Below are 26,318 nucleotides of genomic sequence, written 5' to 3'. Positions count from 1 at the left end.
CGCGTCAGTTAAATCGTTAATCAGGCAGCTTCCTGAGAACGGATCTGTTTGAAATCCGTAATCGCTGCTGCGAGAGTCGATTCATCGTCCTTGTCCAGCTTCTTGTTTTCATCAATTCTTCTCAGCAGATCAGAATGATTGTCTTTCATGTAAGCGTGCAGTTCGGCTTCGAATGGCAGGACATCCTTGACTTCGATGTCATCCAGGAAACCGCTGTTGACGGCAAACAGGGAAACGGACATCAAGGAGATAGGCAGTGGCGAGTACTGATTCTGTTTCAACAGTTCGGTAACGCGGGCACCACGGTCGAGCTGACGTCTGGTTGCTTCGTCCAGATCGGATGCAAACTGTGCAAACGCAGCCAGTTCACGATACTGTGCCAAGTCGGTACGAATACCGCCGGAAAGGCTCTTGATCGCTTTTGTCTGGGCGGCACCACCCACACGGGAAACCGAAATACCGGCGTTAATTGCAGGACGGATACCGGCGTTGAACAGATTGGTTTCCAAAAAGATCTGACCGTCGGTAATGGAAATAACGTTGGTCGGAACGAAAGCGGAAACGTCACCAGCCTGGGTTTCGATGATCGGCAGAGCGGTCAATGAACCGGTTTTGCCCTTGACTTCGCCATTGGTGAATTCTTCGACGTAATGTTCGTTGACACGAGCAGCACGTTCCAGCAAGCGGGAGTGCAAATAGAAAACGTCACCAGGGAATGCTTCACGTCCAGGTGGACGGCGCAGCAGCAGGGAAACCTGACGGTAGGCAACGGCCTGTTTGGACAGATCATCATAGACAATCAGGGCGTCCTGACCGCGGTCACGGAAGTATTCGCCCATTGCACAGCCGGCATATGGTGCAATGTATTGCATTGCAGCAGATTCGGAAGCGGTTGCAGCGACGACGATGGTGTAATCCATGGCGCCATTGTCTTCCAGGGCGCGAACGGTATTTTTAATCGAGGAGGCTTTCTGGCCGACAGCGACATAAATACAGATCATGTCCTGGCCTTTTTGATTGATGATGGCATCAATTGCAACAGCAGTCTTGCCTGTCTGGCGGTCGCCAATGATCAATTCACGTTGTCCACGTCCGATTGGTACCATGGAGTCAATCGCTTTCAAGCCGGTTTGCATCGGCTGGGAAACGGACTGACGGGCAATAACGCCCGGAGCGATTTTTTCAATCGGGCTGGTCAGTTTGGCATTGATCGGGCCTTTTCCGTCAATCGGGGCACCCAGGGAATCAACGACACGACCGATCAGTTCAGGACCGGTTGGAACTTCCAGAATACGGCCCGTACATTTGACGGTATCGCCTTCTGAAATGTGTTCGTATGCACCCAGAACCACGGCACCAACGGAATCACGTTCCAGGTTCAATGCCAGGCCAAAGGTATTACCAGGGAATTCAAGCATTTCCCCCTGCATAACGTCAGAGAGGCCATGAATACGGCAGATACCGTCAGAGACGGAAATAACGGTACCCTGATTGCGAATCTCGGCCGAATCACCCAGATTCTCTATCCGATTTTTAATCAGATCACTGATTTCGGACGGGTTTAGTAACATGCTAACTCCTAATATTGTTCTATCGGTTCGCGCCGCTCAAGCAGCTTGATTACGAAACAAGGGTTTCCTGCATTTTTTGCAGCTTTCCACGCACAGACAGGTCTAAAACTTCATCACCGACAGTAGCACAGATGCCGCCGATGAGTGAATCATCGACTTCGACTGTAGGAATAAGCTTGCGTCCAAACCGCTTTTCCAATTTACTGACGATGTCATCGACCTGAGCTTCGGTTAATGGAAAAGCTGTGGCTATTTTTGCAATTGCCGCTCCCTGGCTTGCGTTTTTCAGTTCTTCAAACTGATGGGCAATTTCAGGAAGGAGAGAAACACGGTCATTGTCAACGAGGACCTGAATGAAGTTTTTCACCAGTTCATCGTTTTCACAACGGAAAATCGAGAAAAGGATTTCAGCAATCTGATCTTTTCTCAAATTCGGATTGTTCGCAACCTCAAGAACCTGAGGATGCGATCCAATATTAGCCAATGCTTCAATCAGCTGAGACCATTGTGTCAAATCCTGCTTTTGCGCTATCTGAAACAAAGCTTCAGCATATGGGCGCGCTACTGTAGCTATTTCCATAATTAAAGTTCAGCAGAAATTTTGTTTAACAGATCAGCATGGGCTTTAGCGTCGATTTCTCGTTTGAGAATCTGTTCTGCGCCTTTAACTGCAAGGGAAGCGACTTCTGCACGAAGTTCTTCTCTTGCCTGCTTGATCTGCAGGTCTGCCTGGGCTCTGGCCTGAGCGATAATCGCTGCGGCTTCGCTTTCGGCATCTTGTTTTATGTCATCCGCAATTTTCTGTGCGCGAGTTTCAGCTTCCTGAACACGTTTTTGACCTTCTTCCCTTGCTTTGGCAAGTTCGGTCTGGACATGTTTTTGTACTGCAATCATTTCCTGTTTGCTGCGGTCGGCTGCAGTCAAACCTTCTTGAATTTTTTTCGCGCGTTCGTCTAGTACTTTCACCAAAGGTGGCCAAACTACTTTAGCCGTGAATATGGCAAGAATAATAAAGACCACAAACTGCGCGAATAATGTCGCATTTAAATTCACGGTAAATTCCTTTTTAGAAATAACTTACGCTAACAATCAACTGTCCGGTTGAATCCCGGACGCCGTGTCGGAAAATTATTTAACAAACGGATTAACGAATGCAAACATAACGGAGATACCGACAGCGATCAGGTAAACAGCGTCGACCAGACCAGCCAGAATCAGAACGTTGGTACGCAGTGGGTTCATCAATTCAGGTTGACGAGCAGATGCTTCGAGGTATTTTGCAGACATGATCGAAATACCAAAAGCGGCTGCGATAGCTGCGAAAGCGATAATCAGGCCACAAGTCAAGGCGATGATAGCGGTGTCAGTCATTATATTTCCTTCCAAGTTGTAATAAATAAAACAAAAAGTTAATAAAAAAGGGTTTTACAAAATTTTAGTGGCCTTCATGAGCAAGACCCAGGTAAACAAGCGTCAAGATCATGAAAATGAACGCCTGCAAAAACACAATAAGAATATGGAAAATCGCCCAGATGGTACCGGCAATCAGATGGCCGACGAACAGAAATCCGCCTCCAAGCGACATCGCAGCATAAGCACCCAGCATGGCGATCATCAAGAACAGCAATTCGCCTGCATACATGTTGCCCCACAGCCGCATTGCCAGTGAAATGATCTTGGCGATGTATTCGATGATGTTCAGGGCGAAGTTGAACGGTGCCAGCCAGATGCCGAACGGCGCGGCAAACAGTTCATGAATGAAGCCCTTGAGACCCTTGACCTTGATGCCGAAGTAGAACATCAGAACGACAACACCCAGTGAAATACCAACCGTACCGTTCAGGTCAGCGGTTGGAACGACACGATGGTAGGGAATGGTGTCGCTTAATCCGAGCCATTTGAATGCCTGTCCGAAAAGATCGACTGGCAAAAAGTCCAGACAGTTCATCAGGGAAATCCAGACGAAGATGGTCAGAGCCAGAGGAGCAATGAAACGGCGGTCTCCATGGATCTGGGCTTTCGACTGGGTATCGGCCATTTCAACCAGCATTTCCAGAATGGACTGGACACGGTTGGGTTTGCCTGACGTTGCCTTGCGGGCAACGATATACATAAAGATACAGGCGAGAGCTCCACAAAAGACGGACCAGAAAACAGTATCAAGATTGATAATAGAAAAATCTACGATCTTATCCTGATGACTTGTTCCGAAATTTTGAAGGTGGTGGGTAACGTATTCTGCCAGTGAAGGCGCATGGGCATCTGCAGACATGATCAACTCTTCGATTTCGACAATAATAAAATATAACTTTTCAGAACTACGATGTAGCTCACTAAAAAAGCAATCCAGTTGATTTCCCGGTATGACCAGAAAATCAAGATTACCAGAACAATCGATATGGCAATCTTTAAAAATTCCATTACAAAAAATGTGGCAGGGCTATTTTTATGGAGAATTTTTTCAGCAATATAAAAACCGAGAAAAAATATCCCATTGGGAATAACACAACTCAATCCGGCAAGAATTGAAGCTATTCCGGCGGAATTGCCTCCAATCGGTACCGCAATCAAGGCAACTATCACGGCTACCACCAGCTGCCACAGAACTACGCGCCCCATTTTGATCTCAAAAAAATTTTGGTCCAGATCAGGAGCATGCAATCAGAACGGTCAATCTTTCAACAAAAGAAAAATCTTGCGCGCTAATCAACATCAAACCCCCGAATTATACTTGTGCTAAAGAGTGTCAGTCAACGAAACTTTGCACAATAAATATGCAAAATATTTCTTATTAGGTAATTCGCTGAATCCGTTTTTTTCTTTAAAAATTAGTTGGCTTTGCAATATTTTTAAAGCAAATTATTAAAACAGTTTTTATCCCTTGACGAATGCATTTCCCTTGCGTTCGTATCCGATGGAAGAAACGGGGCCATGACCCGGGATGAATTGAACGTCATCACCGAGCGTGTACATGTTTTCCTTGATCGACTTGGACAACTGGGTAAAGCTGCCTTTGGGAAGATCGGTACGTCCAACCGAACCGGCAAAAAGCACATCACCGGAAATGGCGACTTTTGACGGGGCATGGAAGAAAATAATATGGCCAGGGGAATGTCCCGGGCAATGAAAGACCTTCAGCGTTTCGTTTCCGACAGTGACTTCATCGCCCTGATCCAGCCAGCGAGTCGGCGTAAACGGTTCGCCTGCTGGCAAGCCCCACATGCGGGATTGTTCCGAGCCAAGTTGCTCGAGAAGATAAGCGTCGTCTTTATGGGGACCTTCAATAGGTACATCGAATTCTTCGGCCAGTTTTTTTGCGCCACCACAGTGGTCAAGATGACCGTGTGTCACGAACACCTTTTCAAGCGTAAGGCCGCGTTGTTTTAAGGCATCACTGATTTTGCTGATATCTCCGCCCGGATCGACGACGGCCGCTTTATTTGTGTTTTCATCCCACATCAGCGTACAGTTTTGCTGAAATGGCGTTACAGGAATGATTTGAAACTTCATGGCTGCTCACATTATAAAAGTTTGAACGGTAAGTCGGAAGCAACGACTCTGATGTCATACCCTACTCAATAGCGTTGCCCGGGTCAAAACCGGAACATTATAGCCATAATTGACCGATTTGAGACAAATCAATTCCAGTATCTTTATGTTTTTGTGTGGATTTAATTGTCTTTGGCAAAATTATTTTGCTATTGACAGTCTTTTTTCGACACTTGCGGAAAGTCGGCAAGAATGAGCTCCAGCTGTTGCAACTGGCTCTTGTCCGGATTTCGTATCAAAAATGATGCCGTTGACGATGGTTTGCTCCGAACGTGCGTTTGCGCATCATCGAATCCGAGTTTTTGCAGTTCTGCGACCAGATTTTTGGCGGCTTCTTCATTTTTGAAGATGCCGAGTGAAATGGCATTTTTGAATTGTGTCCCGTTTGTAATGAGGAAGTAGTTGCCGATGCCTTTTTTCTGCAATTCACCTATTCGGTTTTCTGCTGCCTTTTTGTTTTTGGCTGAAGGAAGATAAACCATATAACTCGATGGATTTTGGGTTTGAAGCTTTTGTACAGAATCGGAAGGCAGTAATTTTTTTATCTTTTCTCCAAAGAGTCTGGCACCTGTTGTGTCGAATTCACCAATTTCAAGACAGCTTGTTGTTTCACTGGCCTGTTCTGCTGTGATCGCCTGCTGGACTGGTCCGGATTGTGGCGTTATCAGTATGGAGGGCAACAGACGGATTTTTTCCGGTTCGACAGACTGGAGCTGTTGCGGCTCATCCTTTTTTTCGGGGAAGTCGGTATAAGTTTGTGTCGCGGCAAACATGACGACGTTGGCCGCTAAAAGAATCCAGAAAGTCAGTCTCAACATAAGTTATTCAAAAAGCTTATTGTATGGATGATCTGTGCAAGCCGATCAATACCAGATTATCTATGATTCTGTGCGGGAGTGAAAGATTGGGAGCGATATATCTGGCTGCTCCGCCTGATAACAGACATTGCACGTTGTCATACTGTTTCTGGTGATCTGTGACGGCTCTTTCGATCGCACCGGCCTGGGCATTGATGCAGCCACTCAAAATGGCTTTTCCCGTTTCGTTGGCAAAATGGCTTATTTTGCTGTTGTGCTGGGCGACTTCGGGGAGCTGTGCCGTGTTTTGTGCCAGCGATTCCGCCATCAGTTTCAAACCGGGCAAAATCATCCCTCCCATAAATGTCCCGTCAGGTGAGATGGCGTCGATGGTGGTGGCCGTGCCTGCCGTGACGACAATCAGCGGCTGATCGGGATGTAAAGCTCTGGCACCGACCATGGAAGCAAAACGGTCGCTTCCGAGTTTGCGAAAATCCAGATAGGTATTTTTGATGCCAGCCAGCGAAGGTGCGGAATAAAACCAGTCGATTTTCTGCGGTCTGGGTTCCAGTGTTTTGAGAAAATCAAAAAGGGTATTGCCCAGGTTTTGTCCTGCGACATTGGAAATGATGACGCGTTCGAATGGTGATTCGCGGTGCAGGGCTTGCCAGGTGTCTTTCAGCGACGACAGTTCATGATGGCGAACTGCACCGAATTCTTTCCAGCTGATGGATTCAGCCGAAAATGACTGGTCAGGATGAGTCATCGCCCATTTTATGAAAGTATTTCCAGCATCGACTAACAGCATTTCGGGGTTATTCCTTTTTCAATCATAAAGAAAGATTGTCGGCTCCGATGGCAATACAGCCATCTGCCGTCAACGAGAAAGTCCGACCGATCCGTGTCAGACAATTTTCCAGCCAGTTTTTATTATCCTTTAAAACATCGTTCAGCCATTTTAACAAAACCGGGATATTGTTTTGTCTTGATATTCTGGTAATGGAAGGTGCAATACCAGCGAAAAGCTCATGAATGAATCAGGAAAAGAAGTCCTCGCATTTGCTTTGCATTTTCTCGTGGCAGCTTGTATACAGGAAGCCTGTAGTAAAGGAATCGAATCCATTGCGGATTTTCTGTGAATCGGAGTCGATGAATTGTTGTTTTCAAATTTGAAAGAATGCAAACAGGGTCAAATGTTTCTTTCGTGCAATGCCAAGGAACGGTATAGTGTTAAAAATATGATAAATAACATAGTACGATGTGAACGTTATTCTTGTTTTAACCTTATTCGTGTTTAATAAAGTTATTATGTTATTTATTAATAAATGATCTGTGCAACTTGCTTAAGTTAAAATCTTCTGCCGGACATTTAATCTCATAATTTATTTCAATGCCGACTGATAAGGACAATTCTCCCAGACTGGACCTGATTGACGCTAGCAAAGTGGTTGCTAGGGGCTGTTGGCGTGTCGAGGTTTTGGCATCGGCAGGAACGATCAATCGCCTGAAATCGACAATCCATAGCTATTCAGGCAAAACCGGTATTGTCTGGGATCTGACCCGTATACGGGAGCTGGATTACATCAGCGCCCAGTTCTTATGGGAAAGCTGGGGCGAAAAAAGGCCTGCCAATCTGGCCCTTACCGAAGAACAGGGAAGGTTTTTTGCCCGTCTGGAACAGGCAGGCCAACTGAAACTGCCGGACACGACCAAACCTTTTCTCTGGCCATGGCAACGTTTCCGCAATATTGTCCACAAGGTTTCAGAACATTTTTCCGGTATGGTCGCGCTCGTCGGACAGTTGATGATCGATATTGTCAATTTTGCCAAAGCGCCCCGCCGGGGCCCCTGGACGGAAATTTCCGCCAATATTTATCACGCCGGTGCACAGGCTCTGGGAATTACCGCCGTAGTCGGTTTCCTGATCGGTGTCGTTTTATCCTATCTTTCGGCACAGCAGCTGCATATGTTCGGCGGTGACGTTTTTCTGGTCAATTTATTGGGGATCAGCGTTCTTCGTGAACTGGGACCATTGCTCGCGGCCATCCTGGTAGCTGGTCGGTCCGGGTCTTCCATGACGGCCCAGCTTGGGGTCATGCGAGTGACAGAAGAGTTGAGTGCCATGCAGGTCATGGGGTTGCCGCAGGGATTCCGCCTGATCATGCCTAAAGTCATCGCCCTGTCTATTGTCATGCCGCTTCTGGTTATCTGGACGGACGTGATTGCCCTTTTGGGTGGGATGCTGGCAGGCAGTTACGAGATCGGCTTGTCCATGTCATATTTTCTGGCTTCTTTGCCAGATGCGGTTCCGATCGCCAATTTCTGGATAGGGGTTGGAAAAGGTTATGTGTTCGGTATTCTGATAGCGTTGATCGCTTGTTATTATGGCCTGAAAATCAAGCCCAATACTGAAAGTCTGGGTGAAGGCACGACTCGTTCCGTGGTGACTTCCATTACCGTTGTCATTCTGGCCGATGCCATTTTCGCCATTGTTCTTCAGGGAGTGGGATTCTGATGAAGACAAAAGAAGAAATCGCCATCGAGATTCGTGGATTGTGGACACAGTTCGGAAGTCATGTCGTTCACAAGGATCTGGATTTGACGATCAGGCGAGGTGAAATCGTTTCCATTGTGGGAGGGTCGGGGTCAGGAAAAACGACGCTTTTGCGGGAAATACTCGGTCTCCAGAAACCGGCACGCGGGACGGTGAAAGTATTGGGCATCGATATCGAAAAAGCGGACGCTGCCACCATGAGAAAGCTTGATGACAAATGGGGTGTCCTGTTTCAGCAGGGAGCTTTATTTTCCGCCCTGTCCGTTTTCGACAATGTGGCTTTGCCATTGCGCGAATTGAGGGGGTTGCCTGAATCATTGATTGAAGAGGCAGTGTTATTGAAGCTCCAGATGGCAGGCTTGACTCCGAATGACGCCATCAAGATGCCGTCAGACTTGTCCGGGGGAATGGTCAAAAGGGTTGCACTGGCCCGTGCCCTGTCGCTGGAACCGGATCTGCTTTTTCTTGATGAACCGACGGCTGGACTGGATCCGGCCCTGTCCGACAGTTTTGTGGAACTCATCCAGGGTTTGCATGATGAGTTGGGGCTGACCGTCGTCATGGTTTCGCATGATCTGGACACTATTTTGGAGTTATCTACTCAAATAGCGGTATTGGCCGATAAAAAGGTCGTCGCAAGCGGGCCTCCTGAAGAGGTATTGAAAGTCAGACATCCGTTTATCGAGGATTTCTTTTTGGGTAAACGGGGCAGCAAGGTTATAGAGGCATTGCCGGAATTGAGTGCCGAAATTGGTATAAGAGGGAATGATGGAAAATAAATCTCATGCGTTTATAGCAGGATTATTTACAGTTTGCCTGGTAGCGGCAGCCTTGTTGATCGTCTGGTTTCTCAATATGGACAGAACGGTCAAGCAGCCATATATGATTGCGACCAATTTGTCGATCCCGGGATTGAACCCGCAGGCAACCGTCCGGTTTCGCGGTCTGGATGTCGGTAAAGTCACCAATATCGGTTTTAACAAAGATGATCCCGGTGAAATCCTGATTTATTTCGAAGTCAAGGAAGATACGCCAATGACGGAATCGACCTTTGCTACCCTGAGTTATCAGGGGGTAACGGGTATCGCTTCCATTGAACTGAATGATGACGAGACCAGCGACAAACGGCTGGTGACATCGGCAGAAAATCCTGCGCACGTCGAGATGCGCTCCAGTTTGCTGAATGAATTGCAGCAGAGAGGTCTGGATATCCTGAAACAGGTTCAGAGTGTTTCAACCCAGTTGACCGTCCTGTTCGATGAAAAGAATCGGGAAACGATGGTCCGGACGTTTGAAAATATCAGCAAGGCCGCGGCGGCATGGGAAAAAGTCGGAAAGCAGCTTGAACCGACAGTCAGCCAGCTTCCTGAAACCGCGATGGAGGCCAGAAAAACGATTATTTCCATTAACGAAGCATCTCAGGATGTAAAAGCGTTGACACAGAAAGCGAATGCTTTGATGGAAAGTGACGTCGACAGCGATACGGTACAGCGTCTGGATTCACTTGCGGAAGATGCCAAAACGACGCTCTATAACGTCAATAAGGTTTTGCAGCAATATAAACAAAGACCGTCAGGCTTGTTATTCGGCGCCAGGGGACCTGCTCCGGGACCAGGTGAACCCGGATTCAGCGCTAGCGGAAATTAGTATATTTACCTGAGTAAGGGACTCGTGATGTCAAAACAGTTCAGACTTTTCGTCGCCGCCATATTAAGTGTCTTCCTGCTGGGTGCATGCGCTCTCGGCGATGGCAGACCGCCTGCAACCCTGTACGATTTCGGACCGTTGAAAACGAATGGCCTTGTTCAATTGCCGGATGACATGCCTGTGATCAGGACGAGAGTCCATTCGCCGGAATGGATGAGCGAAAATCTGATGTATTACCGCCTGAATTACGTTAACGACCAACAGGTACGGTTTTACACGGAAAGCAGCTGGAATACCAATCCTGCGAAACTCTTCAAGAACCGGCTCGATTCCTATCTTGCTTCAGCCGGCAGTACCGTTACGGGATTCAGAACCACGTCGCCTACCCTGACCGTTCGGGTTTATATCGAGGATTTCGGCCAGCATTTTACGAGTCCTTCTGCCAGTGTCGGTCATGTCTCCCTGAGAGCGTCCCTGTTCAGGGGAAAAGACCTGATCGCGCAAAAAAGTTTTACACGCGACATTCCGGCAACGACGGCAGATGCTGCCGGTGGAGTCCGTGCCATGGCTCAGGCGACCGATGCCGTTATCGGCGATATCCTGAACTGGATGGTGGCTTCCAGATAGTGCCACCCGACAAAATGCTGCCGGGGTGAATTTCAATTGTTTGTCAGTCTGCCTGTCTGGTTCTGTTTACAAGACAGACAGTAATTATTAACATGAGGCGACTTTTCCTTATTTAAGGAAAAGTCGTTCAATGTGCAAATCAAGCTGACCGAGGTGATTTTATGAATGCAGACACTCAATTATTTTTTGTTACCGGAGCAGCCGGAAAACTGGAGTGTGCGCTGGATTTGCCAAAAGCAGATCCGTCGGGCATTGTCTTGATCGCTCACCCTCATCCGCTTTATGGCGGAACAATGAGCAATAAAGTGGTCCAGATGATTGCGAGAACGTTTGTCGCGCTGGGCTATATCGCTGTACGCATGAATTTCCGGGGAGTTGGCGCTTCTGAAGGCTCGCACGATTTCGGGAATGGTGAAACCGACGATATGGCCGTTCTTCTCGACCATATCAAAAAACAATATCCCGGCTTGCCTGTCGTTCTTGGCGGTTTTTCATTTGGAACTTACGTCCAGTCCAGATTGCGACAGAAACTCGCAGCGGAAGGCCAACCACCGGAACGAATGGTATTTGTAAGTGCCACAGCCGGAAAGTGGGCCGTCGATTCCGTTCCTGCCGATACATTGCTGATTCATGGCGAACTGGATGAAGTCGTTCCCTTGCCGGATGTGTTCAACTGGGCGCGACCGCAGGATTTGTCCGTTGTGGTTGTGGCTGGTGCCGATCATCTTTTCAATCATAAACTGCACCATATTCGTAATATCATCACCACCGTTTTCCATCATTGAGCCGAAAGCTGCAAGGATCGGGTACCGATTCTCACTATATTTTCATGAAAAAAAGCAAGTTCGTCGTTTTATTCCTGTTTTTCTGGTGTTTTCTCTTTAACGTCCATGCCGCCGGTGTAGCTGCCCCGACACTCACATCGAGATCGTGGCTGCTGATCGATGTCGTCAGCAATCAGGTTCTGGCGTCCAGTAACAGTCAGGAACGTATCAGGGCCGGGACGCCTGCCCGCCTGATGACGGCTTATCTTGTTTTTGGCGCGATAAAGGATGGAAAGCTGAATCTGGACAAGACTGTTTCTGTCAGTGATGAAATCGGTGCAATGGAATCGGGCGGTCCCAGAATGTTCCTTCAGCCGGGCAGTTCAGTGACGATACAGCAACTGCTTGACGGGCTGATTGTTCAGGGGAGCGAGGATGCTGCGCTGACACTCGCATTGGCCGTTTCCGGAGACGAAAAGTCATTCGTTGACCTGATGAATCGGGAAGCGGTTCGTCTGGGGATGAAATCGACAAATTTTACGCATCCATACGAAACGGCCGATAAGGACAGCTATTCAACACCGAATGACTTGTCGGTACTGGCAGTCAATCTGATGCGTGACTACCCTGATTATTATTCCGGTTTTTCCACGCGGGAATTCACTTATAACAAAATCACCCAGCGCAATCCCAACCGGCTTTTGTGGGTCGATCCAACGGTAGATGGCCTTGTGGCTTCTGCCGGTGTGAGGGATAGTATGGTCGTTTCTGCCCGACGCGACAGTATTCTGGGGGAACGCCGTATGCTGTCCGTTGTCGTCGGTGCCGTATCTGATCAGGCCCGGGCGCAGGAAAGTCTGAAGCTGTTGAACTGGGGATTCCAGAACTTCGATACGATCAGGTTGTATGAAAAAAATCAGGTTGTCGCATCGCCAGAAGTATGGAAAGGATCAAGCGGGGATGTCGATATCGGGTTTAATGTCGATACCTATGTATCGGTCCCGAAAGGGGAAATATCCCGGCTTAAAACGGTGCTGGAACGAAACGATCCACTGATCGCCCCAATTAATGAAGGATCACAGGTGGGTGTACTGAAGATACTCGTTGGTGATAAAGTCATTGCCGAGCTGCCTGTGCTTGCGCTGGAGCAGATCAATGTAGCCAGTTTTCTGGGCATAATCTGGGATACTATCCGGTTATGGTTTAAATAGAAGGAGTCCATTATGAGCTGCGGTTGCAATGAAGATCCCATCCAATATCCCTGTGATTTCCCGATCAAGATCATGGGAGAAAAAAGAGACGATTTTGCCCAGACAATGACAGACGTCATTCGTTTGCACGATCCTCTTTTCGATGCCACCACGCTTGGTATGCGTTTGTCTTCGCAGGGTAACTATCTTTCCCTGACGGCGACGGTCAAGGCAACCAGCCGGGAGCAACTCGATAACCTGTACAGAGCCTTGTCTTCCCATCCGATGGTGAAGATTGTCCTTTAAGTGACAAGGTTCGGGCATTCATGGAAAACGCCTGTGTGAACGATAAGACTGCCGCTGTCCCGTTGATTGTCAAACGGCTCGGTCGCATGGCGTATGAAGCTGTTTTTCAGAAAATGCGCGAGTTTACCGTGTGTCGTAACAGGCAAACACCGGATGAAATATGGGTTGTGGAGCATGAGCCTGTTTTTACCCTCGGTCAGGCGGCCGACATGTCCCATATCCTGAATGCCCATCAGTTACCTGTTGTCCAGACAGACCGGGGTGGTGAAGTCACTTATCACGGTCCGGGGCAGGCGGTTGTTTATCCCCTCATTGATTTGCGCCGGCGCTTTAAAGATAAATTGCTCGTGCGCGAGCTGGTTTTCAGAATTGAAGCGGCCATCATCGATGTACTGGCTAGCCATAATATCATTGGTGAACGACGTGCCGGAGCGCCGGGCATTTACATTCCGCAGCTGCCGGAGTATGGCATCCATCAGGGCGCCAAGATTGCGGCGCTGGGCCTGAAGGTCAAAAGCAACGGGACCGTTTATCATGGAATGGCATTGAATGTTGCCATGGATCTTGAACCCTTTACATGGATCGATCCGTGCGGATATGCGGGATTGAGCGTCACTGATATGAAATCGCTTGGTATCGATTGCTGTCTTGAAGACATTCAGTCCGAACTGGTCGATGCCTTGGCCACCAGGCTGGATTTGACGCGGGAACAATAAAAAACGGATGGAGTCAGGATAATGTCTGAAAAAGATTCAGGAACGAAAGTCCCGTCGAATGGCGACATTCACAGACAAAAAGGAGCGCTGAAAACAGCGCGCATTCCCATAAAGATCCAGCCCGCTGAAAAATTGCCCAAACCGGGATGGATTCGGGTAAAGGCCGGTTCGTATTCATCCCATTTTCATGAAGTTAAAAACCTGTTGAAGGAACAGGAACTCGTAACGGTTTGTGATGAAGCGAGTTGTCCGAACCGGGGAGAATGTTACGGGAACGGGACAGCCGCTTTCATGGTGATGGGCGACAGGTGTACACGTCGCTGTCCTTTTTGTGACGTTGCACATGGCCGTCCTGATCCGCTCGATGAAAAAGAACCTCTGCGACTCGCCAAAACCATATCGGCTCTGGGCCTGTCTTACGTCGTTGTCACTTCAGTCAACCGGGATGATTTGCGCGATGGAGGGGCTTCCCATTTCGGGGAATGCATCAGGGCAATCAAACTGCATTCCCCGAATACCCGGGTTGAAATACTGACGCCAGATTTCCGGGGGAAAGTGGACAGGGCACTTGACGCGCTTTGCCAGAACCCGCCTGATGTTTTCAACCATAATCTTGAAACGGTTCCGCGTTTGTACCTGCAGGCTCGACCCGGGGCCGATTATTCGATGTCCCTGAATCTGCTGAAAGCCTTTGGTGAAAGGTGCCCCAATGTCCCGACAAAGTCAGGGCTGATGGTCGGACTTGGAGAAACGGATGAGGAAATTATCGAGGTCATGGAAGACCTGAGAAAACACGGGGTTTCCATGCTGACGATTGGACAGTATCTGATGCCCTCTTCCAGCCATTTGCCGGTTTTGCGGTATGTCGATCTTTCGACGTTTGACAAATGGCGGCAGCTTGCCACAAGGATGGGTTTTGTACATGCCGCCATCGGTCCGATGGTTCGCTCGAGTTACCATGCAGATTTGCAGGCCAGAGGCGTTGAAGTGAAGTAAAACCCTCACTCCAACGGTCCATTGATATCAGAGTCTTTCGATCAGGTCGATCTCATCTCTTGTGACGCCGAAAAGTTCGTAAACGACGTGGTCGATTTCATATTCGGCATGAGCGATGTCGGCATTCAGGTCGAATACTTTTTTTCTTTCCTGATAAAAATAATCGTTCCATAACTGCAAATCGTCTGCCGCAATATCCGTATTGAAGGATGTGTTGATTTCGGAGCGGAAGGCATCGAATTCATGCGCGAACCAGTTATGAAGTTTCTGGGTCAGTTTGGAAGACAGGCCATCCGGCAACAGGTTATATGCCGTCATGCCCCGGAAATGTTTGACCAGATCGTTGCGGGTCAGAACCGTGTCCTGGCAGTAATCGGAGAGCTGTCCCATTCTTCCGCGGATCAGGCCGGGCGCATCCGGAATCGGCAGGTTTTCAATCTGTGTGGCGGTCAATTCATAGACGCCATCTTCTTTTTTGGCTGAGCTCTGCCTGATCAGATACCAGAACAGGGATGAGTTCAACAAGGCGACGAGATAGTAATCGGATTCGGTCGTGTAAAAACCGCCCTGTCCGAAAACGTCTCCGGATTTATCGACAGAAAAAGTCGAATTGACCGATTCTTTCGCAAAACCGAGCTTTTGGCCGAACATTTTTTCCGGATGGGCGCCGGCATGCTGAAGCTCATACCATTTCTGGGTACCAGAGCGTTTTTCCAGTTTATCCCTGAATGATTCCAGATGTTTTTTGATGGCCGGATAGTCGTCGATATTGTATAGATTTGCGGGGGTATAGATCAGCCAGAGCGAGCGGCTTTCCGTTGCCCATTTTTCGATATCCTGTTTATCTGCAAATGGTTTCAGGATATCGGCAGAACGGGGATCTTCTTCAACCAGTTTTGTTTTGGTCGCTTCATCGACAATGAAAGCTTCGTCCAGCCCGGTGGTAATACCCTGATAAACAGGGCCGTACATTTCTTTCAGGGTCGGATAAGTCCCTGTCAATTTTTCCTGCAGCAACTTTACGGCACTTTCATGAAGCCATTTTGCCGTTTTGCCCGACATAAGATTGTCGGCATTCATCAGCAGGTAGAAACGTTTGAACGCGGCATCGTCTTCCAAAAGGTCGGTGAGGTTGAAACGTTCAAAGCTTTTTTCTTTGCGGGAAGCGGGATAAAGACGGATTTCGTTCAGGTTGGTCATCAGATAAAACCCGCTTTTTGAGACTTCCTCGTTTTTCCATGCTTTTTCAAGGAAAGTCTTTTCCTGTGCGGAAGAGATGCCGAAACCGTCAATGATCTTCACGGCAGCGCCTGTTTCATCTTTGGCGGTATTTTTAATGAATATATCGAAAAAACGGTCAGGCGACGTGTTCAGTTCAAGTGTACTGGCGTCATATCCCAGCAGTTTTTCGAGAATGCTAAAAGCGAATGCCGAACATTGGGCGGAGCTGTCTTTTTTCCTGAGTTCATCAAGCCCTTTTATCCATGCTTCCAGAACCGTTTTTGAAGGAGGCACGCTGGACGGAGAATTTAATTCGTTCTCAAGAATGCCAGTATGGAAAAGAGAAGTTACCGGTTTGTTGTCTGTGTTTTCCATCGATTTATCTCATAAAAAAAGAAAGTTGGACGAACTGGTCGAAACCACAAGTTTAATCGGTTGAGTACTCAAAAAACAATATATAAACGTCGATTGTACTAAACATTGATGAAAGAAAAACGGATTTGCATCGGACACGAATCCCTGATGGGTTACCGGGCACGAAACGGCTATAAAAAAACGGCCCTTTGACAATGCAAGAGCCGTTCATCCTGTTCGGTTCAGGTATTTATTACTTCGCTTTTTTGGATCCTTTTCTGGATACCGCTTTTTCCTTTTGGGCTTTGGCGACGAGGGCATCCATTACCTTCAGGGTCTGGACATGCATTTCCTGTTCGGTCAGGTCCATCTGGTTTCCGGAGCTGACGATGGCGGGAGAAGTGAGGTATTTCCCGTCGATAATAATCATGGGAACGCCTTCGATTTCGTAAGTGGATTGCATTTCCACGGCCTTGTTGCCCAGCATCTTGACGTAAAAAGACTTGTACATTTCAGCGAATTTCTTGCGGTCGATGCCGTGCTTTTCGACGAAATCGAAAATCTGTTCATCCGTTCTCAGATTGACTCGCTGCACCTGTACCGCTTCAAAAATCTTGTGGTGAAGTTCGTTGGTCAGTTCGTCCATGGCCGACAGGGTATAAAACATTCTCTGGTGCGGTTCCATCGATTCACTGAATTTGACGGCAACGCGTTTGAAAACAATGTTCTTTTTCTGCTTCCGGGCCCAGTTGGTCAGCGTCGTATCGAATGCGTAGCAATGAGGGCAGAAATAACCGAAGAATTCGATGACCTCGATTTTATTGCCGGTATTGGTTGGTTGAGGTACTTTCAGAACCTGATAATCAACGTTTTTTTGTGGATTGGCGGGAGAAGCGAATGCTGCCGTTGCCATCATGCCGACCAGTACGGCGGCGATTAGTCGATAAAATAATCTGATCATTTTATTTATTTGGTTCGGGTTATCGTCGTTTTAATACCGTTTTGCGTCAGTTTGCTGTGAGCGCTGTTTACATTACTGCTCTTGTAAGGTCCCAAGCGTACACGATAAACTTTTCCATTGTTTGATGTCGCTTCAGATATGGACGATTCAAACCCGAGCAATGCCAGATTGCCCCGCATGTTTTCAGCATCCGTTCTGTTTTTGAAAGCGCCTGCCTGCAGCCAGTAAACCGACTTGTCTTCCGCTTTCGCCGTTTCTTTCTGTTTGATGGCGGCAGCGATAGGATCTTTTTCCTCTGTCGACACAGCAGCAGAGCCAGTGTTATTCGCCGGTGTTGTCACCGTCGCACCGTTCATACCCGTAGTGACTGGAGCTGTCGCTGCATCGGTCGCTGGTTTGGCATCTTTACCATACAGGGCCTGATTCGGGTCAGTGGCCGGTGTGGTGGCCGTCGCAGGTACCGGTGCGCTTTCAGGTTTATCCTGACGCCCGGCAAAGGGGATCGGTGTTCTGGTTATCAACAAGGCCACGATGACGGCAATAACCAGTCCGGTAATCAGGCCAATGATAAATCCAAGGAATGTACCGCCTTTTTGATTTTTCAAGTTCATCATAGTGAAATCACATTTTGGTTGGTGCGGAAACGCCCAGCAAGGCCAGACCGTTACGCAAAACCTGTCGGGTTGCTTTCAAAAGTGCAAGACGCGCCAGTTTGACTGTTTCGTCTTCTACCAGAAAACGCTCTGCATTGTAATACCCGTGAAGTTCACCAGCCAGTTCACGCAGATAGAAAGCGACCAGATGAGGACTTAATTCTTCCTGTGCTCTGGTCAGGATGTCCGGATAATCCGACAGCTTGGACAAGAGCGCATATTCATGAGGCGATGTCAGCGGCGACAGATCGACGTTGTCGAGAGCGGATTCATCGCCACCCCATTGCGAAAATACGGAACAGATGCGTGCATGGGCATACTGAACGTAATATACGGGATTTTCATCCGACTGGGATAGTGCCAGATCGACGTCGAAAACGAATTCCGTATCTGCCTTACGGGATATCAGGAAGAAACGGACGGCATCCCTTCCACGGACGACATCACCTGCACCGGACCATTCGATCAGATCACGAACGGTAACGTAGGAGCCGGCACGTTTGGAAATTTTCACTTCAGCGCCGTCCTTCATGACGGTCACCATTTTATGCAGGACATAATCCGGGAAAGCTTTAGGTATTCCCTTGTTGACACCCTGCAAACCGGCGCGAACGCGCGCTACCGTACCGTGATGGTCGCTGCCCTGAATATTGATGACCTTGTCGAAACCGCGCGAGAACTTGTTGATGTGATAGGCGACATCCGGCACAAAATACGTATAAGTACCGTCGGTTTTGCGCATCACACGATCCTTGTCGTCGCCGTATTCGGTCGTTCTCAACCAGAGAGCGCCTTCGCTTTCAAATGTTTTTCCCTCTTTGGTCAGGGTATCGACCGCATCCTTGACCTTGCCATCGCGATACAGGGACGATTCAAGGAAGAAATTGTCAAAATGGATGCCGAATGCATTCAGATCGTTATCCTGTTCGTTGCGCAAATAAGCCACAGCGAATTCACGGATCGATTTCAGGTCGTCCGGATCGCCGGATGCCGTAACGGTTTCGCAGTTGCGGGCCGCGACCGTTTTTTTGGCAAGAAAGTCAGTGGCAATGTCGGCGATGTAATCGCCGTTATAGGCGCTTTCCGGCCAGCCTTCTTCACCCGGTTTCAATCCTTTTGCACGGGCCTGAACCGACAAGGTCAGGTTATCGATCTGGACACCGGCATCGTTATAGTAAAACTCACGCGTGACATCGTAGCCCTGTGAAGCAAAGAGTGCCGAGATGGAATCACCCAGTGCGCCCTGCCGTCCATGGCCGACATGAAGGGGACCGGTCGGGTTGGCAGAAACGAATTCGACCATGACTTTCCTGCCGGTACCGGTATTGCTGTATCCGTATTTGTCTTTTTGATCCATAACCGCTTTCACGACATCCTGTTTGGCCGATGCAGTGAGTCGCAGGTTGATGAAACCGGGACCGGCTATTTCACCCGATTCAATCAGACCCTGATGCAGAGGGTTGGTCATCAAGGAAGAAAGGATTGTCTGGGCAATCTCCCGCGGATTTTTTTTCAGGGGTTTCGACAACTGCATGGCAATATTGCAGGCAATGTCTCCGTGAGAGGCATCCCGTGGTCTTTCCAGCGCAACGACTGGTTGTTTTTCGAGACTTTGTCCATCAATGATGGCATTGACGGCATCCTGTAATAAACCCGAGATGAGTTGTTTCTGTTGTGCAAGCATGGAAATGGCGAAAATCTGTAATCAGTAAAAGACGGCTTCGGCCTTATTCTGCCGAAAATAGAAATTATACTGTTTCGGCAAAATTAAAGGGGATTTGCGGGCCTTATTCCATAAAAAAACGCCTGACAGTCTTGTCAGGCGTTACAGGAAGGAGAGTAATGAATACGATTGCTTATCTTGGGCCCGGGCCACCTCTGTGACCGTAACCGCCACCCCTGTGGTAACCACGATTGAACAGGGACTCGTTGTCGAAGGTTTTCTGTTGTTCCGGAGTCAGTTTGTTATAGAACGTTTTGAGGGCAGCCAGTTGGTTGGCCATTTTGCCTTCACGTTCTTTCATGCGGTCCAGCATGGTTTGCATGCGTTGGGGTGCCGTCATTTTTTCAATGTCAGCGCGTGAAATGGGCTTCCATGAATTGTAGTTGGCGTCGACGACAGCCAGATAATTTTTCCATGCCTTTTCCTGATCCGCATTCAATTTCAGCTGATCGTGAAGGGCCGTCTGGCGTTGCTGCCTGTAATGATGCCAGCGTTCCATATGGTAGCCACGGTTATCCTGATCAACGTAGCAGTTACCCGGACCGGGGCCGCCCATATTCATCGGACAGCCGTCATAGCCACTGTCTGCAGGAGCCGCGATGGCGGATGTACCAAGAATGGCCCCACTTAATCCGATTGCTGCGATTCCGGCAATCAGGCATTTGTTCAAGATTTTCATTCTTTTTCCTTTCGGATGAATTAAACGAATTGTGCACGTGAAGAAGTATACGTTGCCATGCTTTTAAGCGTAAGGTTTTGAGCAAATGAATATGTAACAGTTTGTTTCGACTGATTTTGATCAAATTAATGAAAGATGGCGTGAGATAGCGGGAAGAAAGAGGAAGAAGCCGGGGTGCAAGAGGAAAAACAAAAACGGCAAACAGTTTGTTACTGTTTGCCGTTCGTTTGAACGTAATACGGGGATCAGGCTTCGTATTTGTTGACGAGATGTCCAACACCATCGATAACAACTTCAACTGTGCTGCCCGGTTTCATGGAACCGACGCCGACGGAAGTACCGCAGGAGATGATGTCGCCTGGTTCAAGGGTCATGTCATGGGAGATCATGCTGACCAGTTTGAATGGACGGAAAATCATGTCGGCAACAGGATAATTCTGGCGTTCCTGATCGTTCAGAATGGTTTTGATAACCAGTTTGTCCGGATCATCGATACCGGAAACAATGCCGGGGCCGAATGAACCGAAGGTGTCGAAGCCTTTTGCGCGGGTCCACTGTGCAAAGGTAGGATCTTTCTGGATCAGCTGGCCGGCAGTAACGTCATTGGAACAGGTATAGCCGAAGATATAGTCTTTGGCTTGTTCTTCGGAAACTTCCTTGCAGCGTTTGCCGATAACGATGCCAAGTTCGCCTTCGTAAACGACTTTGCCGTCGTAGGAATTCGGTTTCCTGACGATTTCGCCGTCAGCGATATAGGAAGTACTCGGTTTCAGGAGATAAAGAGGTTCTTCCGGAATGGCAACGCCCAGTTTGCTTGAAAGGGCGTAAAAGTTGTTCCACAACAGGATCATCTTGCTGGGTGAACAAGGCGTCATCAGTTTGACATCTGCACGCTTTACGGTTTCGCCGGTAGCTTTTGGATTGTCAAACATGTTACCACTGTAAACGCTGATGGTATCTCCTTCCAGTGTACCGAATTTGACTGCATCGCCTTGTTGGAAACGGACCCAAGTTTTCATCTTCTCTCCTTAAAAAACATTGCAGGAAGCTTTTTTGCAGCATCCTGAAAATGGTATTCCTTAAACAGGAACAACTTCGCCCGGTTATTTGCCAGACTATTGTTTTAAATTAACCAATGGTTTAGAAAAACCATCATAACCGAACTGCTTCAAAATTGGTATAAACAATGAACCAGTTTTTTATTTTTGCGACTGAAAGTGAATATGTCTGCCAGTCCTGAAATCGCAAAAGAGCAACAGAAATAAAAAAGGCCGGAAGGATAATACCTTCCGGCCGGTTGATTTCATTACATGAAGGAAATCATGATATCGCCGAATTCAGAAGTCGATACCTGTTTGGCATCGTTCATCAGGCGGGCGAAATCGATGGTGACCTGTCTGGAAGAAATGGCTTTCTGCATAGAGTTAACGACCAGATCGGCGGCTTCTGTCCAGCCGATGTGACGCAGCATCATTTCTGCGGAAAGGATCAGCGAACCCGGATTGACGTTATTCTGCCCGGCCATCGTTGGCGCTGTACCGTGAGTCGCCTCGAAAATGGCGACGGAATCGGAAATGTTGGCACCCGGTGCGATACCGATACCGCCAACCTGTGCAGCCAGTGCGTCGGAAACGTAATCGCCGTTCAGATTCAGTGTTGCCAGCACGCTGAATTCGGCAGGGCGCAGCAGGATTTCCTGCAGGAATGCGTCAGCCAGCACGTCCTTGACGACAATTTCCTTGCCGGTTTTCGGATTTTTGAATGTGCACCATGGGCCTTTGCCGATGAGTTCGGCGCCGAATTCACGTTTTGCCAGAGCATAACCCCAGTCACGGAAGCTGCCTTCCGTGAATTTCATGATGTTGCCCTTGTGAACAAGCGTGACGGATGGACGGTCATTGTCGATGGCGTATTGAATGGCCTTGCGAACCAGACGTTCCGTACCTTCACGGGAAACCGGCTTGATGCCGATGCCGGAAGTTTGCGGGAAACGGATCTGGCTGACGCCCATTTCCTTTGTCAGGAAATCGATGACTTTTTTGGCTTCCGGGGAGCCTTCAGCCCATTCGATGCCGGCGTAAATGTCTTCGGTATTTTCACGGAAAATGACCATATCGGTTTTTTCCGGTTCACGCAACGGTGATGGGACTCCCTGAAAATAACGGACAGGACGCAGGCAGACATAAAGGTCAAGGCGCTGTCTCATCGCGACGTTCAGTGAGCGGATGCCGCCACCGATCGGGGTCGTCAACGGTCCCTTGATGGAAATGACGAAGTCTTTCATTGCTTCGAGGGTTTCGTCAGGAAGCCAGACGTTTTCACCATAAACTTTCAAGGATTTTTCGCCTGCATAAACTTCCATCCATTCGATCTTGCGCTTGCCACCGTAGGCTTTTTCAATGGCAGCGTCGATAACCTTGCGCATGACTGGCGTTACATCGATACCGATGCCATCGCCTTCGATGAAAGGAATGATTGGACGGTCGGGTACGTTCAGTGAAAAATCGGGATTGACCGTGATTTTGTCACCGGACTGGGGTACTTGAATATGTTGATACATCAGAAGCTCCGGAATAATCTTTTAAAACAATAAAGCAAAACCATTCATAAACACGGATCAGACAACAGCGCCGTCGGCGTTGCCTTTTTCCTTGACCGGCTTGACCAGATCTTCACGTTTGATGCCAAGCCAGATAGCGATGGCGGCAGCAACGAAAACGGAAGAATAAATGCCGAAACAGATACCGATGGTCAGTGCAATGGCAAAGTTGTGCAGGGTCGGGCCACCGAAAATCAGCATCGATAAAACCATGATCTGGGTACAGCCGTGGGTGATGACTGTTCTTGAAATCGTGCTGGTAATGGCGTGGTTCACGATTTCCTTGACGGACGCTTTGCGCATCTTGCGGAAGTTTTCGCGAATCCGGTCGAAAATAATGACCGATTCATTCACCGAATACCCCAGAATCGCCAGTACGGCCGCCAGAACTGAAAGCGAAAATTCCCACTGGAAGAATGCAAAGAACCCGAGAATGATCACGATATCGTGAAGGTTCGCGATAATCGCCGATATGGCGTATTTCCACTCGAACCGGAATGCCAGATAAATGATGATGCCGATGACCACCATTCCCAGTGCCATCAATCCGTTATGGGTCAGTTCATCCCCGACCTGCGGCCCGACGAATTCGACCCGTTGCAAATGGACATCAGGATTCTGCTGGGTCAGCGCAGCCATTACCCTGGCGCTTTGTTCTGCGGAGGTCACATCTTTCTGCAGGGGCAGGTTGATCATGACATCCTGTGCACGACCGAAATTCTGAACCTGAAAATCGTCACCGAATCCCAGTTCCCTGATCGTGCCACGAATGCCTTCCAGATCAGCGGCTTTCTGGTAATTGACTTCCATGACTGTACCGCCGGTAAACTCGACGGAAAGATGCAATCCCTTGTGCCACAGGAAAAAGACGGCAGCCAGAAAAGTGATCAGTGAAATGATATTGAATATCAGCGCATGGCGCATGAAGGGAATATCTTTTTTGATTCTAAAGAATTCCATAATCGGTCCTGTTAATTATCCGTATATAAATTAATTTTTTGTGTAATCCGACGGGGTATGGCCTCTCCATACCTGACCGATCGAAAGTGACGTGAGTTTCTTTCTTCGTCCATACCAGAGATTGGCGATGCCTCTGGAAACGAAGACGGCAGAGAAAAGCGACGTCAGAATACCGATGACGTGAACGACCGCGAAGCCGCGAATCGGTCCGGAACCGAATATCAATAGTGCCAGGCCGGCGATCAAAGTCGTCACGTTCGAATCGAGAATGGTTGCCCATGCATGTGCGAACCCGTTTGAAATAGCCGTTTGCGGGGAATGGTCCATCCGGAGTTCTTCACGGATACGTTCATTGATCAGGACGTTCGAGTCGATCGCCATACCGAGAGCCAGCGCAATAGCGGCAATACCCGGCAGTGTCAGCGTAATCTGCATGAGAGACAGAATGGCGATCAGCAGCAGAAGATTCACCGACAGGGCAATGACGCTGAAGAGACCGAAAACCATGTAGTACAGAATCATGAAGATGGAAACGACGGCAAACCCGTACAGGGTGGACAGGAAACCTTTCGTGATGTTTTCTGCGCCGAGTTGAGGTCCGATCGTCCGTTCCTCGATAATCTGCATCGGGGCGGCCAGTGAACCGGCGCGCAAGAGCAGGGCCAGATCGGTCGCCGCTTCAGGTGTGTTCATGCCGGTGATCTGGAATTTGGAACCCAGTTCGTCACGGATGGAGGCGACAGTCAGGACTTCGCCCTTGCCTTTTTCAAACAGGACGATGGCCATCAGCTTGCCGATTTTGCCGCGTGTTGCCTGACGCATCTTGCGACCGCCATCGCCGTTCAGGTCGATACTGACGGCTGGTTGCTGGTACTGGTCGAAGCTTGCGGAGGCATTGGAAATGTAATCGCCGGTAATGACCGGGTCTTTATACAGGACGACTGGTGCACCCTTGCCGAGGCGGAAGAGTTCAGAACCCAGCGGTACGGCAACGGATTCCTCGGTGCCGCGGGTAACCGATTCATCCACCATGCGGACTTCGAGTGTGGCGGTACGGCCGATAATGTCTTTGGCGCGCGAAACGTCCTGAACGCCCGGCAACTGGACAACGATACGGTCTGCCCCCTGTTGCTGGATGACCGGTTCGTTAACGCCGAGTTCGTTGACCCGTTTGGACAGGGTGGCGATATTCTGTTTGACACTGTTTTCCTTGACCTGTTTGACGGCTTCAGGGCTTAAGGAAAGGATCAGTTTGTTGCCGCCATCTTCACGCAGCGTGACATCGGACATCTGGCCCTTGAAGATTTTTTCAGCCTGCTGGCGAGTCTGGGCATCGGTAAACTGCATTTCGATCGTATCGCGGACACGGATCAGGCCGGAATAACGGATGTTCTTTTCACGCAAGAGATTGCGTGCTGAAGTCTGCATACCCGCGATTCTGGAATTCAAAGCCGCATCAACGTCAACCTGCATCAGGAAATGAACACCGCCACGAAGGTCAAGACCGAGATACATCGGCAAGGCATGCAGGCTCTGGAGCCATTGCGGCGTATTCGGCAAGAGATTGAAAGCGATACTGTAGGTCGGGTCAGCCGGATCGGCATTCAGTTTGCTTTCGAGCACTTCTTTTGCCCTGAACTGGACTTCGGTGTTGGTAAAACGGACCTTGATGGTCGAATGCATGCCGCTGTTGTCGAAGAAGATGCCGTCAGTCTCGATATTGTTGTCTTTCAATATGCTTTCGACCTGCCCCATCATGGGAGTATCGATTTTGACGGTCGACCGGACACTGCTGATCTGGACGGCAGGTGATTCACCGAAAAAGTTCGGAAGTGTGTAAATAATGCCGAAAACGATAGCTACGGCAATGACGAGGTATTTCCAGAGTGGGTAACGATTCATAATGATTCAGGGTTTGAAAATGCCGGTTCATTCTGAACTGGCAATCCAGTCGCAATATTCTGGGTCTGTTACAGCGTTTCGATGGTGCCGTTCGGGAGCATTGAAACAATGGATGCTCTCTGAATGAGGATTTCCGTGCCTTCTGCGATCTGCAATGTCAGAAAGTTGTCGGAAACTTTCGTGATTTTTCCGACGATCCCGCCGGAAGTCAACACTTCGTCGCCAACCGTCAAGGCACTGATCATTTCGCGCTGTTCTTTCTGTTTTTTCTGCTGGGGGCGAATCATCAGGAAGTACAGGACGGCAAACATCAGTACGAGTGGAAGAAAACTTCCCATGCTATCGAAGCTGAAACCGGATGCAGCGGTTTGGGCGTATGCGTTGGTAATGAACATAACATCTCCAGTTTGGATTTTTGTTTAACACAGGATTCTAGCACTATGCGCTGTGTTTTCATGCATTTATGCGGTTTGCAGGAAAATATAACGTTTTTTTTGGCCAAATCCATTGAATATTGAAAGCGAAATGATGTCATTTCAATAAAACAGG

28 protein-coding genes are annotated in these 26,318 nt (G+C 48.7%); 9 read left to right on the top strand and 19 right to left on the bottom strand.

Annotated elements, in window-relative coordinates; translation table 11 throughout:
* Positions 1 to 20: 20 nt before the first annotated feature.
* From atpA to BRW83_RS01270, 9 genes are all read right to left on the bottom strand, one after another.
* Positions 21 to 1,571, bottom strand: coding sequence for a F0F1 ATP synthase subunit alpha (gene atpA, locus BRW83_RS01310; protein ID WP_005882267.1), 1,551 nt, complete (start codon positions 1,569 to 1,571; stop codon positions 21 to 23).
* A 49-nt stretch (positions 1,572 to 1,620) separates the two neighbouring features.
* Positions 1,621 to 2,154 (bottom strand): F0F1 ATP synthase subunit delta, encoded by a 534-nt coding sequence (locus tag BRW83_RS01305; RefSeq protein WP_036603285.1) that lies wholly within the window; start codon positions 2,152 to 2,154, stop codon positions 1,621 to 1,623.
* Positions 2,154 to 2,624 (bottom strand): F0F1 ATP synthase subunit B, encoded by a 471-nt coding sequence (locus BRW83_RS01300; protein WP_005882269.1) that lies wholly within the window; start codon positions 2,622 to 2,624, stop codon positions 2,154 to 2,156. The genes BRW83_RS01305 and BRW83_RS01300 overlap by 1 nt, the downstream gene beginning before the upstream one ends.
* A 75-nt stretch (positions 2,625 to 2,699) precedes the next feature.
* Positions 2,700 to 2,942 carry a F0F1 ATP synthase subunit C gene (gene atpE / locus BRW83_RS01295; RefSeq protein ID WP_005878511.1) on the bottom strand — a complete coding sequence of 81 codons (243 nt, stop codon included), beginning with the start codon at positions 2,940 to 2,942 and terminating at the stop codon, positions 2,700 to 2,702.
* A gap of 64 nt (positions 2,943 to 3,006) precedes the next feature.
* Complete coding sequence (gene atpB, locus BRW83_RS01290; protein ID WP_005882270.1) at positions 3,007 to 3,843, bottom strand: F0F1 ATP synthase subunit A; 837 nt, start codon at positions 3,841 to 3,843, stop codon at positions 3,007 to 3,009.
* A gap of 2 nt (positions 3,844 to 3,845) precedes the next feature.
* The gene (locus tag BRW83_RS01285) at positions 3,846 to 4,190 is read right to left on the bottom strand and encodes an ATP synthase subunit I (RefSeq protein ID WP_036603289.1); all 345 of its coding nucleotides are present in this window, start codon (positions 4,188 to 4,190) and stop codon (positions 3,846 to 3,848) included.
* 255 nt (positions 4,191 to 4,445) lie between these two features.
* Positions 4,446 to 5,081 carry an MBL fold metallo-hydrolase gene (locus BRW83_RS01280; protein ID WP_005882271.1) on the bottom strand — a complete coding sequence of 212 codons (636 nt, stop codon included), beginning with the start codon at positions 5,079 to 5,081 and terminating at the stop codon, positions 4,446 to 4,448.
* A gap of 188 nt (positions 5,082 to 5,269) precedes the next feature.
* Complete coding sequence (locus BRW83_RS01275; RefSeq protein ID WP_005882273.1) at positions 5,270 to 5,938, bottom strand: SPOR domain-containing protein; 669 nt, start codon at positions 5,936 to 5,938, stop codon at positions 5,270 to 5,272.
* Between the two features lie 16 nt (positions 5,939 to 5,954).
* Positions 5,955 to 6,725 carry a type III pantothenate kinase gene (locus BRW83_RS01270; protein ID WP_005882275.1) on the bottom strand — a complete coding sequence of 257 codons (771 nt, stop codon included), beginning with the start codon at positions 6,723 to 6,725 and terminating at the stop codon, positions 5,955 to 5,957.
* 582 nt (positions 6,726 to 7,307) lie between these two features.
* On the opposite strand from BRW83_RS01270, the gene BRW83_RS01265 reads away from it, so the two are divergent.
* The 9 genes from BRW83_RS01265 (at position 7,308) to lipA (ending at position 14,717) form a co-directional block, all read left to right on the top strand.
* On the top strand, positions 7,308 to 8,432 hold the full coding sequence (locus BRW83_RS01265) for an MlaE family ABC transporter permease (RefSeq protein WP_005882276.1): 1,125 nt from the start codon (positions 7,308 to 7,310) through the stop codon (positions 8,430 to 8,432).
* A complete protein-coding gene (locus BRW83_RS01260) occupies positions 8,432 to 9,250 on the top strand; it encodes an ABC transporter ATP-binding protein (protein ID WP_005882277.1) in 819 nt (272 codons plus the stop codon). Before BRW83_RS01265 ends, BRW83_RS01260 begins: the two co-directional genes overlap by 1 nt.
* Positions 9,251 to 9,353: 103 nt before the next feature.
* The gene (locus tag BRW83_RS01255; protein ID WP_232451493.1) at positions 9,354 to 10,118 is read left to right on the top strand and encodes an MlaD family protein; all 765 of its coding nucleotides are present in this window, start codon (positions 9,354 to 9,356) and stop codon (positions 10,116 to 10,118) included.
* 27 nt (positions 10,119 to 10,145) lie between these two features.
* Entirely contained in the window at positions 10,146 to 10,745 is a 600-nt protein-coding gene (locus tag BRW83_RS01250) for an ABC-type transport auxiliary lipoprotein family protein (RefSeq protein WP_036603292.1), read from the top strand.
* A gap of 161 nt (positions 10,746 to 10,906) precedes the next feature.
* Positions 10,907 to 11,530 (top strand): alpha/beta hydrolase, encoded by a 624-nt coding sequence (locus BRW83_RS01245; RefSeq protein ID WP_005882280.1) that lies wholly within the window; start codon positions 10,907 to 10,909, stop codon positions 11,528 to 11,530.
* Between the two features lie 44 nt (positions 11,531 to 11,574).
* Entirely contained in the window at positions 11,575 to 12,720 is a 1,146-nt protein-coding gene (locus tag BRW83_RS01240) for a D-alanyl-D-alanine carboxypeptidase family protein (RefSeq protein WP_050757752.1), read from the top strand.
* A gap of 12 nt (positions 12,721 to 12,732) precedes the next feature.
* A complete protein-coding gene (locus BRW83_RS01235) occupies positions 12,733 to 13,005 on the top strand; it encodes an HP0495 family protein (protein ID WP_005882283.1) in 273 nt (90 codons plus the stop codon).
* Positions 13,006 to 13,025: 20 nt separating this feature from the next.
* Positions 13,026 to 13,721, top strand: coding sequence for a lipoyl(octanoyl) transferase LipB (gene lipB, locus BRW83_RS01230; RefSeq protein ID WP_005882285.1), 696 nt, complete (start codon positions 13,026 to 13,028; stop codon positions 13,719 to 13,721).
* Positions 13,722 to 13,742: 21 nt separating this feature from the next.
* Positions 13,743 to 14,717, top strand: a complete 975-nt coding sequence (gene lipA / locus BRW83_RS01225; RefSeq protein WP_005882287.1) for a lipoyl synthase — start codon at positions 13,743 to 13,745, stop codon at positions 14,715 to 14,717.
* Positions 14,718 to 14,744: 27 nt separating this feature from the next.
* Here lipA and BRW83_RS01220 read toward each other — a convergent pair whose 3' ends face one another.
* The 10 genes from BRW83_RS01220 to yajC all read right to left on the bottom strand — a co-directional run bounded on the left by BRW83_RS01220 (position 14,745) and on the right by yajC (position 26,164).
* Positions 14,745 to 16,313, bottom strand: coding sequence for a DNA methyltransferase family protein (locus BRW83_RS01220; protein ID WP_005882289.1), 1,569 nt, complete (start codon positions 16,311 to 16,313; stop codon positions 14,745 to 14,747).
* A gap of 232 nt (positions 16,314 to 16,545) precedes the next feature.
* The gene (locus BRW83_RS01215; RefSeq protein ID WP_005882290.1) at positions 16,546 to 17,253 is read right to left on the bottom strand and encodes a thiol:disulfide interchange protein DsbA/DsbL; all 708 of its coding nucleotides are present in this window, start codon (positions 17,251 to 17,253) and stop codon (positions 16,546 to 16,548) included.
* Between the two features lie 5 nt (positions 17,254 to 17,258).
* The gene (locus BRW83_RS01210; protein WP_005882292.1) at positions 17,259 to 17,867 is read right to left on the bottom strand and encodes an SPOR domain-containing protein; all 609 of its coding nucleotides are present in this window, start codon (positions 17,865 to 17,867) and stop codon (positions 17,259 to 17,261) included.
* A gap of 7 nt (positions 17,868 to 17,874) precedes the next feature.
* Positions 17,875 to 19,590, bottom strand: coding sequence for an arginine--tRNA ligase (gene argS / locus BRW83_RS01205; RefSeq protein ID WP_005882294.1), 1,716 nt, complete (start codon positions 19,588 to 19,590; stop codon positions 17,875 to 17,877).
* 172 nt (positions 19,591 to 19,762) lie between these two features.
* The gene (locus BRW83_RS01200) at positions 19,763 to 20,308 is read right to left on the bottom strand and encodes a Spy/CpxP family protein refolding chaperone (protein WP_005882297.1); all 546 of its coding nucleotides are present in this window, start codon (positions 20,306 to 20,308) and stop codon (positions 19,763 to 19,765) included.
* A 245-nt stretch (positions 20,309 to 20,553) separates the two neighbouring features.
* Positions 20,554 to 21,327, bottom strand: coding sequence for a fumarylacetoacetate hydrolase family protein (locus tag BRW83_RS01195; RefSeq protein WP_005882299.1), 774 nt, complete (start codon positions 21,325 to 21,327; stop codon positions 20,554 to 20,556).
* Between the two features lie 287 nt (positions 21,328 to 21,614).
* On the bottom strand, positions 21,615 to 22,868 hold the full coding sequence (icd, locus tag BRW83_RS01190; protein ID WP_005882301.1) for an NADP-dependent isocitrate dehydrogenase: 1,254 nt from the start codon (positions 22,866 to 22,868) through the stop codon (positions 21,615 to 21,617).
* Positions 22,869 to 22,925: 57 nt separating this feature from the next.
* Positions 22,926 to 23,867 (bottom strand): protein translocase subunit SecF, encoded by a 942-nt coding sequence (gene secF / locus BRW83_RS01185; RefSeq protein WP_005882303.1) that lies wholly within the window; start codon positions 23,865 to 23,867, stop codon positions 22,926 to 22,928.
* Between the two features lie 30 nt (positions 23,868 to 23,897).
* On the bottom strand, positions 23,898 to 25,769 hold the full coding sequence (gene secD / locus BRW83_RS01180) for a protein translocase subunit SecD (protein ID WP_005882305.1): 1,872 nt from the start codon (positions 25,767 to 25,769) through the stop codon (positions 23,898 to 23,900).
* A 68-nt stretch (positions 25,770 to 25,837) separates the two neighbouring features.
* Positions 25,838 to 26,164, bottom strand: a complete 327-nt coding sequence (yajC, locus tag BRW83_RS01175; protein ID WP_005882307.1) for a preprotein translocase subunit YajC — start codon at positions 26,162 to 26,164, stop codon at positions 25,838 to 25,840.
* Between the last annotated feature and the right edge of the window lie 154 nt (positions 26,165 to 26,318).

It is taken from the genome of Oxalobacter formigenes (assembly GCF_002127965.1).
Lineage (GTDB): Bacteria > Pseudomonadota > Gammaproteobacteria > Burkholderiales > Burkholderiaceae_D > Oxalobacter > Oxalobacter formigenes.
Note: the sequence above shows the minus strand (reverse complement) of the source record. Positions and strands in the feature narration are given on the sequence as shown.

Coding starts and splice junctions, on each gene's coding strand:
- atpA (WP_005882267.1), bottom strand. CDS start 1,571: ATGTTACTAAACCCGTCCGAAATCAGTGATCTGATTAAAAATCGGATA.
- atpE (WP_005878511.1), bottom strand. CDS start 2,942: ATGACTGACACCGCTATCATCGCCTTGACTTGTGGCCTGATTATCGCT.
- atpB (WP_005882270.1), bottom strand. CDS start 3,843: ATGTCTGCAGATGCCCATGCGCCTTCACTGGCAGAATACGTTACCCAC.
- BRW83_RS01285 (WP_036603289.1), bottom strand. CDS start 4,190: ATGGGGCGCGTAGTTCTGTGGCAGCTGGTGGTAGCCGTGATAGTTGCC.
- BRW83_RS01280 (WP_005882271.1), bottom strand. CDS start 5,081: ATGAAGTTTCAAATCATTCCTGTAACGCCATTTCAGCAAAACTGTACG.
- BRW83_RS01275 (WP_005882273.1), bottom strand. CDS start 5,938: ATGTTGAGACTGACTTTCTGGATTCTTTTAGCGGCCAACGTCGTCATG.
- BRW83_RS01270 (WP_005882275.1), bottom strand. CDS start 6,725: ATGCTGTTAGTCGATGCTGGAAATACTTTCATAAAATGGGCGATGACT.
- BRW83_RS01265 (WP_005882276.1), top strand. CDS start 7,308: ATGCCGACTGATAAGGACAATTCTCCCAGACTGGACCTGATTGACGCT.
- BRW83_RS01260 (WP_005882277.1), top strand. CDS start 8,432: ATGAAGACAAAAGAAGAAATCGCCATCGAGATTCGTGGATTGTGGACA.
- BRW83_RS01255 (WP_232451493.1), top strand. CDS start 9,354: ATGATTGCGACCAATTTGTCGATCCCGGGATTGAACCCGCAGGCAACC.
- BRW83_RS01250 (WP_036603292.1), top strand. CDS start 10,146: ATGTCAAAACAGTTCAGACTTTTCGTCGCCGCCATATTAAGTGTCTTC.
- BRW83_RS01245 (WP_005882280.1), top strand. CDS start 10,907: ATGAATGCAGACACTCAATTATTTTTTGTTACCGGAGCAGCCGGAAAA.
- BRW83_RS01240 (WP_050757752.1), top strand. CDS start 11,575: ATGAAAAAAAGCAAGTTCGTCGTTTTATTCCTGTTTTTCTGGTGTTTT.
- BRW83_RS01235 (WP_005882283.1), top strand. CDS start 12,733: ATGAGCTGCGGTTGCAATGAAGATCCCATCCAATATCCCTGTGATTTC.
- lipB (WP_005882285.1), top strand. CDS start 13,026: ATGGAAAACGCCTGTGTGAACGATAAGACTGCCGCTGTCCCGTTGATT.
- lipA (WP_005882287.1), top strand. CDS start 13,743: ATGTCTGAAAAAGATTCAGGAACGAAAGTCCCGTCGAATGGCGACATT.
- BRW83_RS01220 (WP_005882289.1), bottom strand. CDS start 16,313: ATGGAAAACACAGACAACAAACCGGTAACTTCTCTTTTCCATACTGGC.
- BRW83_RS01215 (WP_005882290.1), bottom strand. CDS start 17,253: ATGATCAGATTATTTTATCGACTAATCGCCGCCGTACTGGTCGGCATG.
- BRW83_RS01210 (WP_005882292.1), bottom strand. CDS start 17,867: ATGATGAACTTGAAAAATCAAAAAGGCGGTACATTCCTTGGATTTATC.
- argS (WP_005882294.1), bottom strand. CDS start 19,590: ATGCTTGCACAACAGAAACAACTCATCTCGGGTTTATTACAGGATGCC.
- BRW83_RS01200 (WP_005882297.1), bottom strand. CDS start 20,308: ATGAAAATCTTGAACAAATGCCTGATTGCCGGAATCGCAGCAATCGGA.
- BRW83_RS01195 (WP_005882299.1), bottom strand. CDS start 21,327: ATGAAAACTTGGGTCCGTTTCCAACAAGGCGATGCAGTCAAATTCGGT.
- icd (WP_005882301.1), bottom strand. CDS start 22,868: ATGTATCAACATATTCAAGTACCCCAGTCCGGTGACAAAATCACGGTC.
- secF (WP_005882303.1), bottom strand. CDS start 23,867: ATGGAATTCTTTAGAATCAAAAAAGATATTCCCTTCATGCGCCATGCG.
- secD (WP_005882305.1), bottom strand. CDS start 25,769: ATGAATCGTTACCCACTCTGGAAATACCTCGTCATTGCCGTAGCTATC.
- yajC (WP_005882307.1), bottom strand. CDS start 26,164: ATGTTCATTACCAACGCATACGCCCAAACCGCTGCATCCGGTTTCAGC.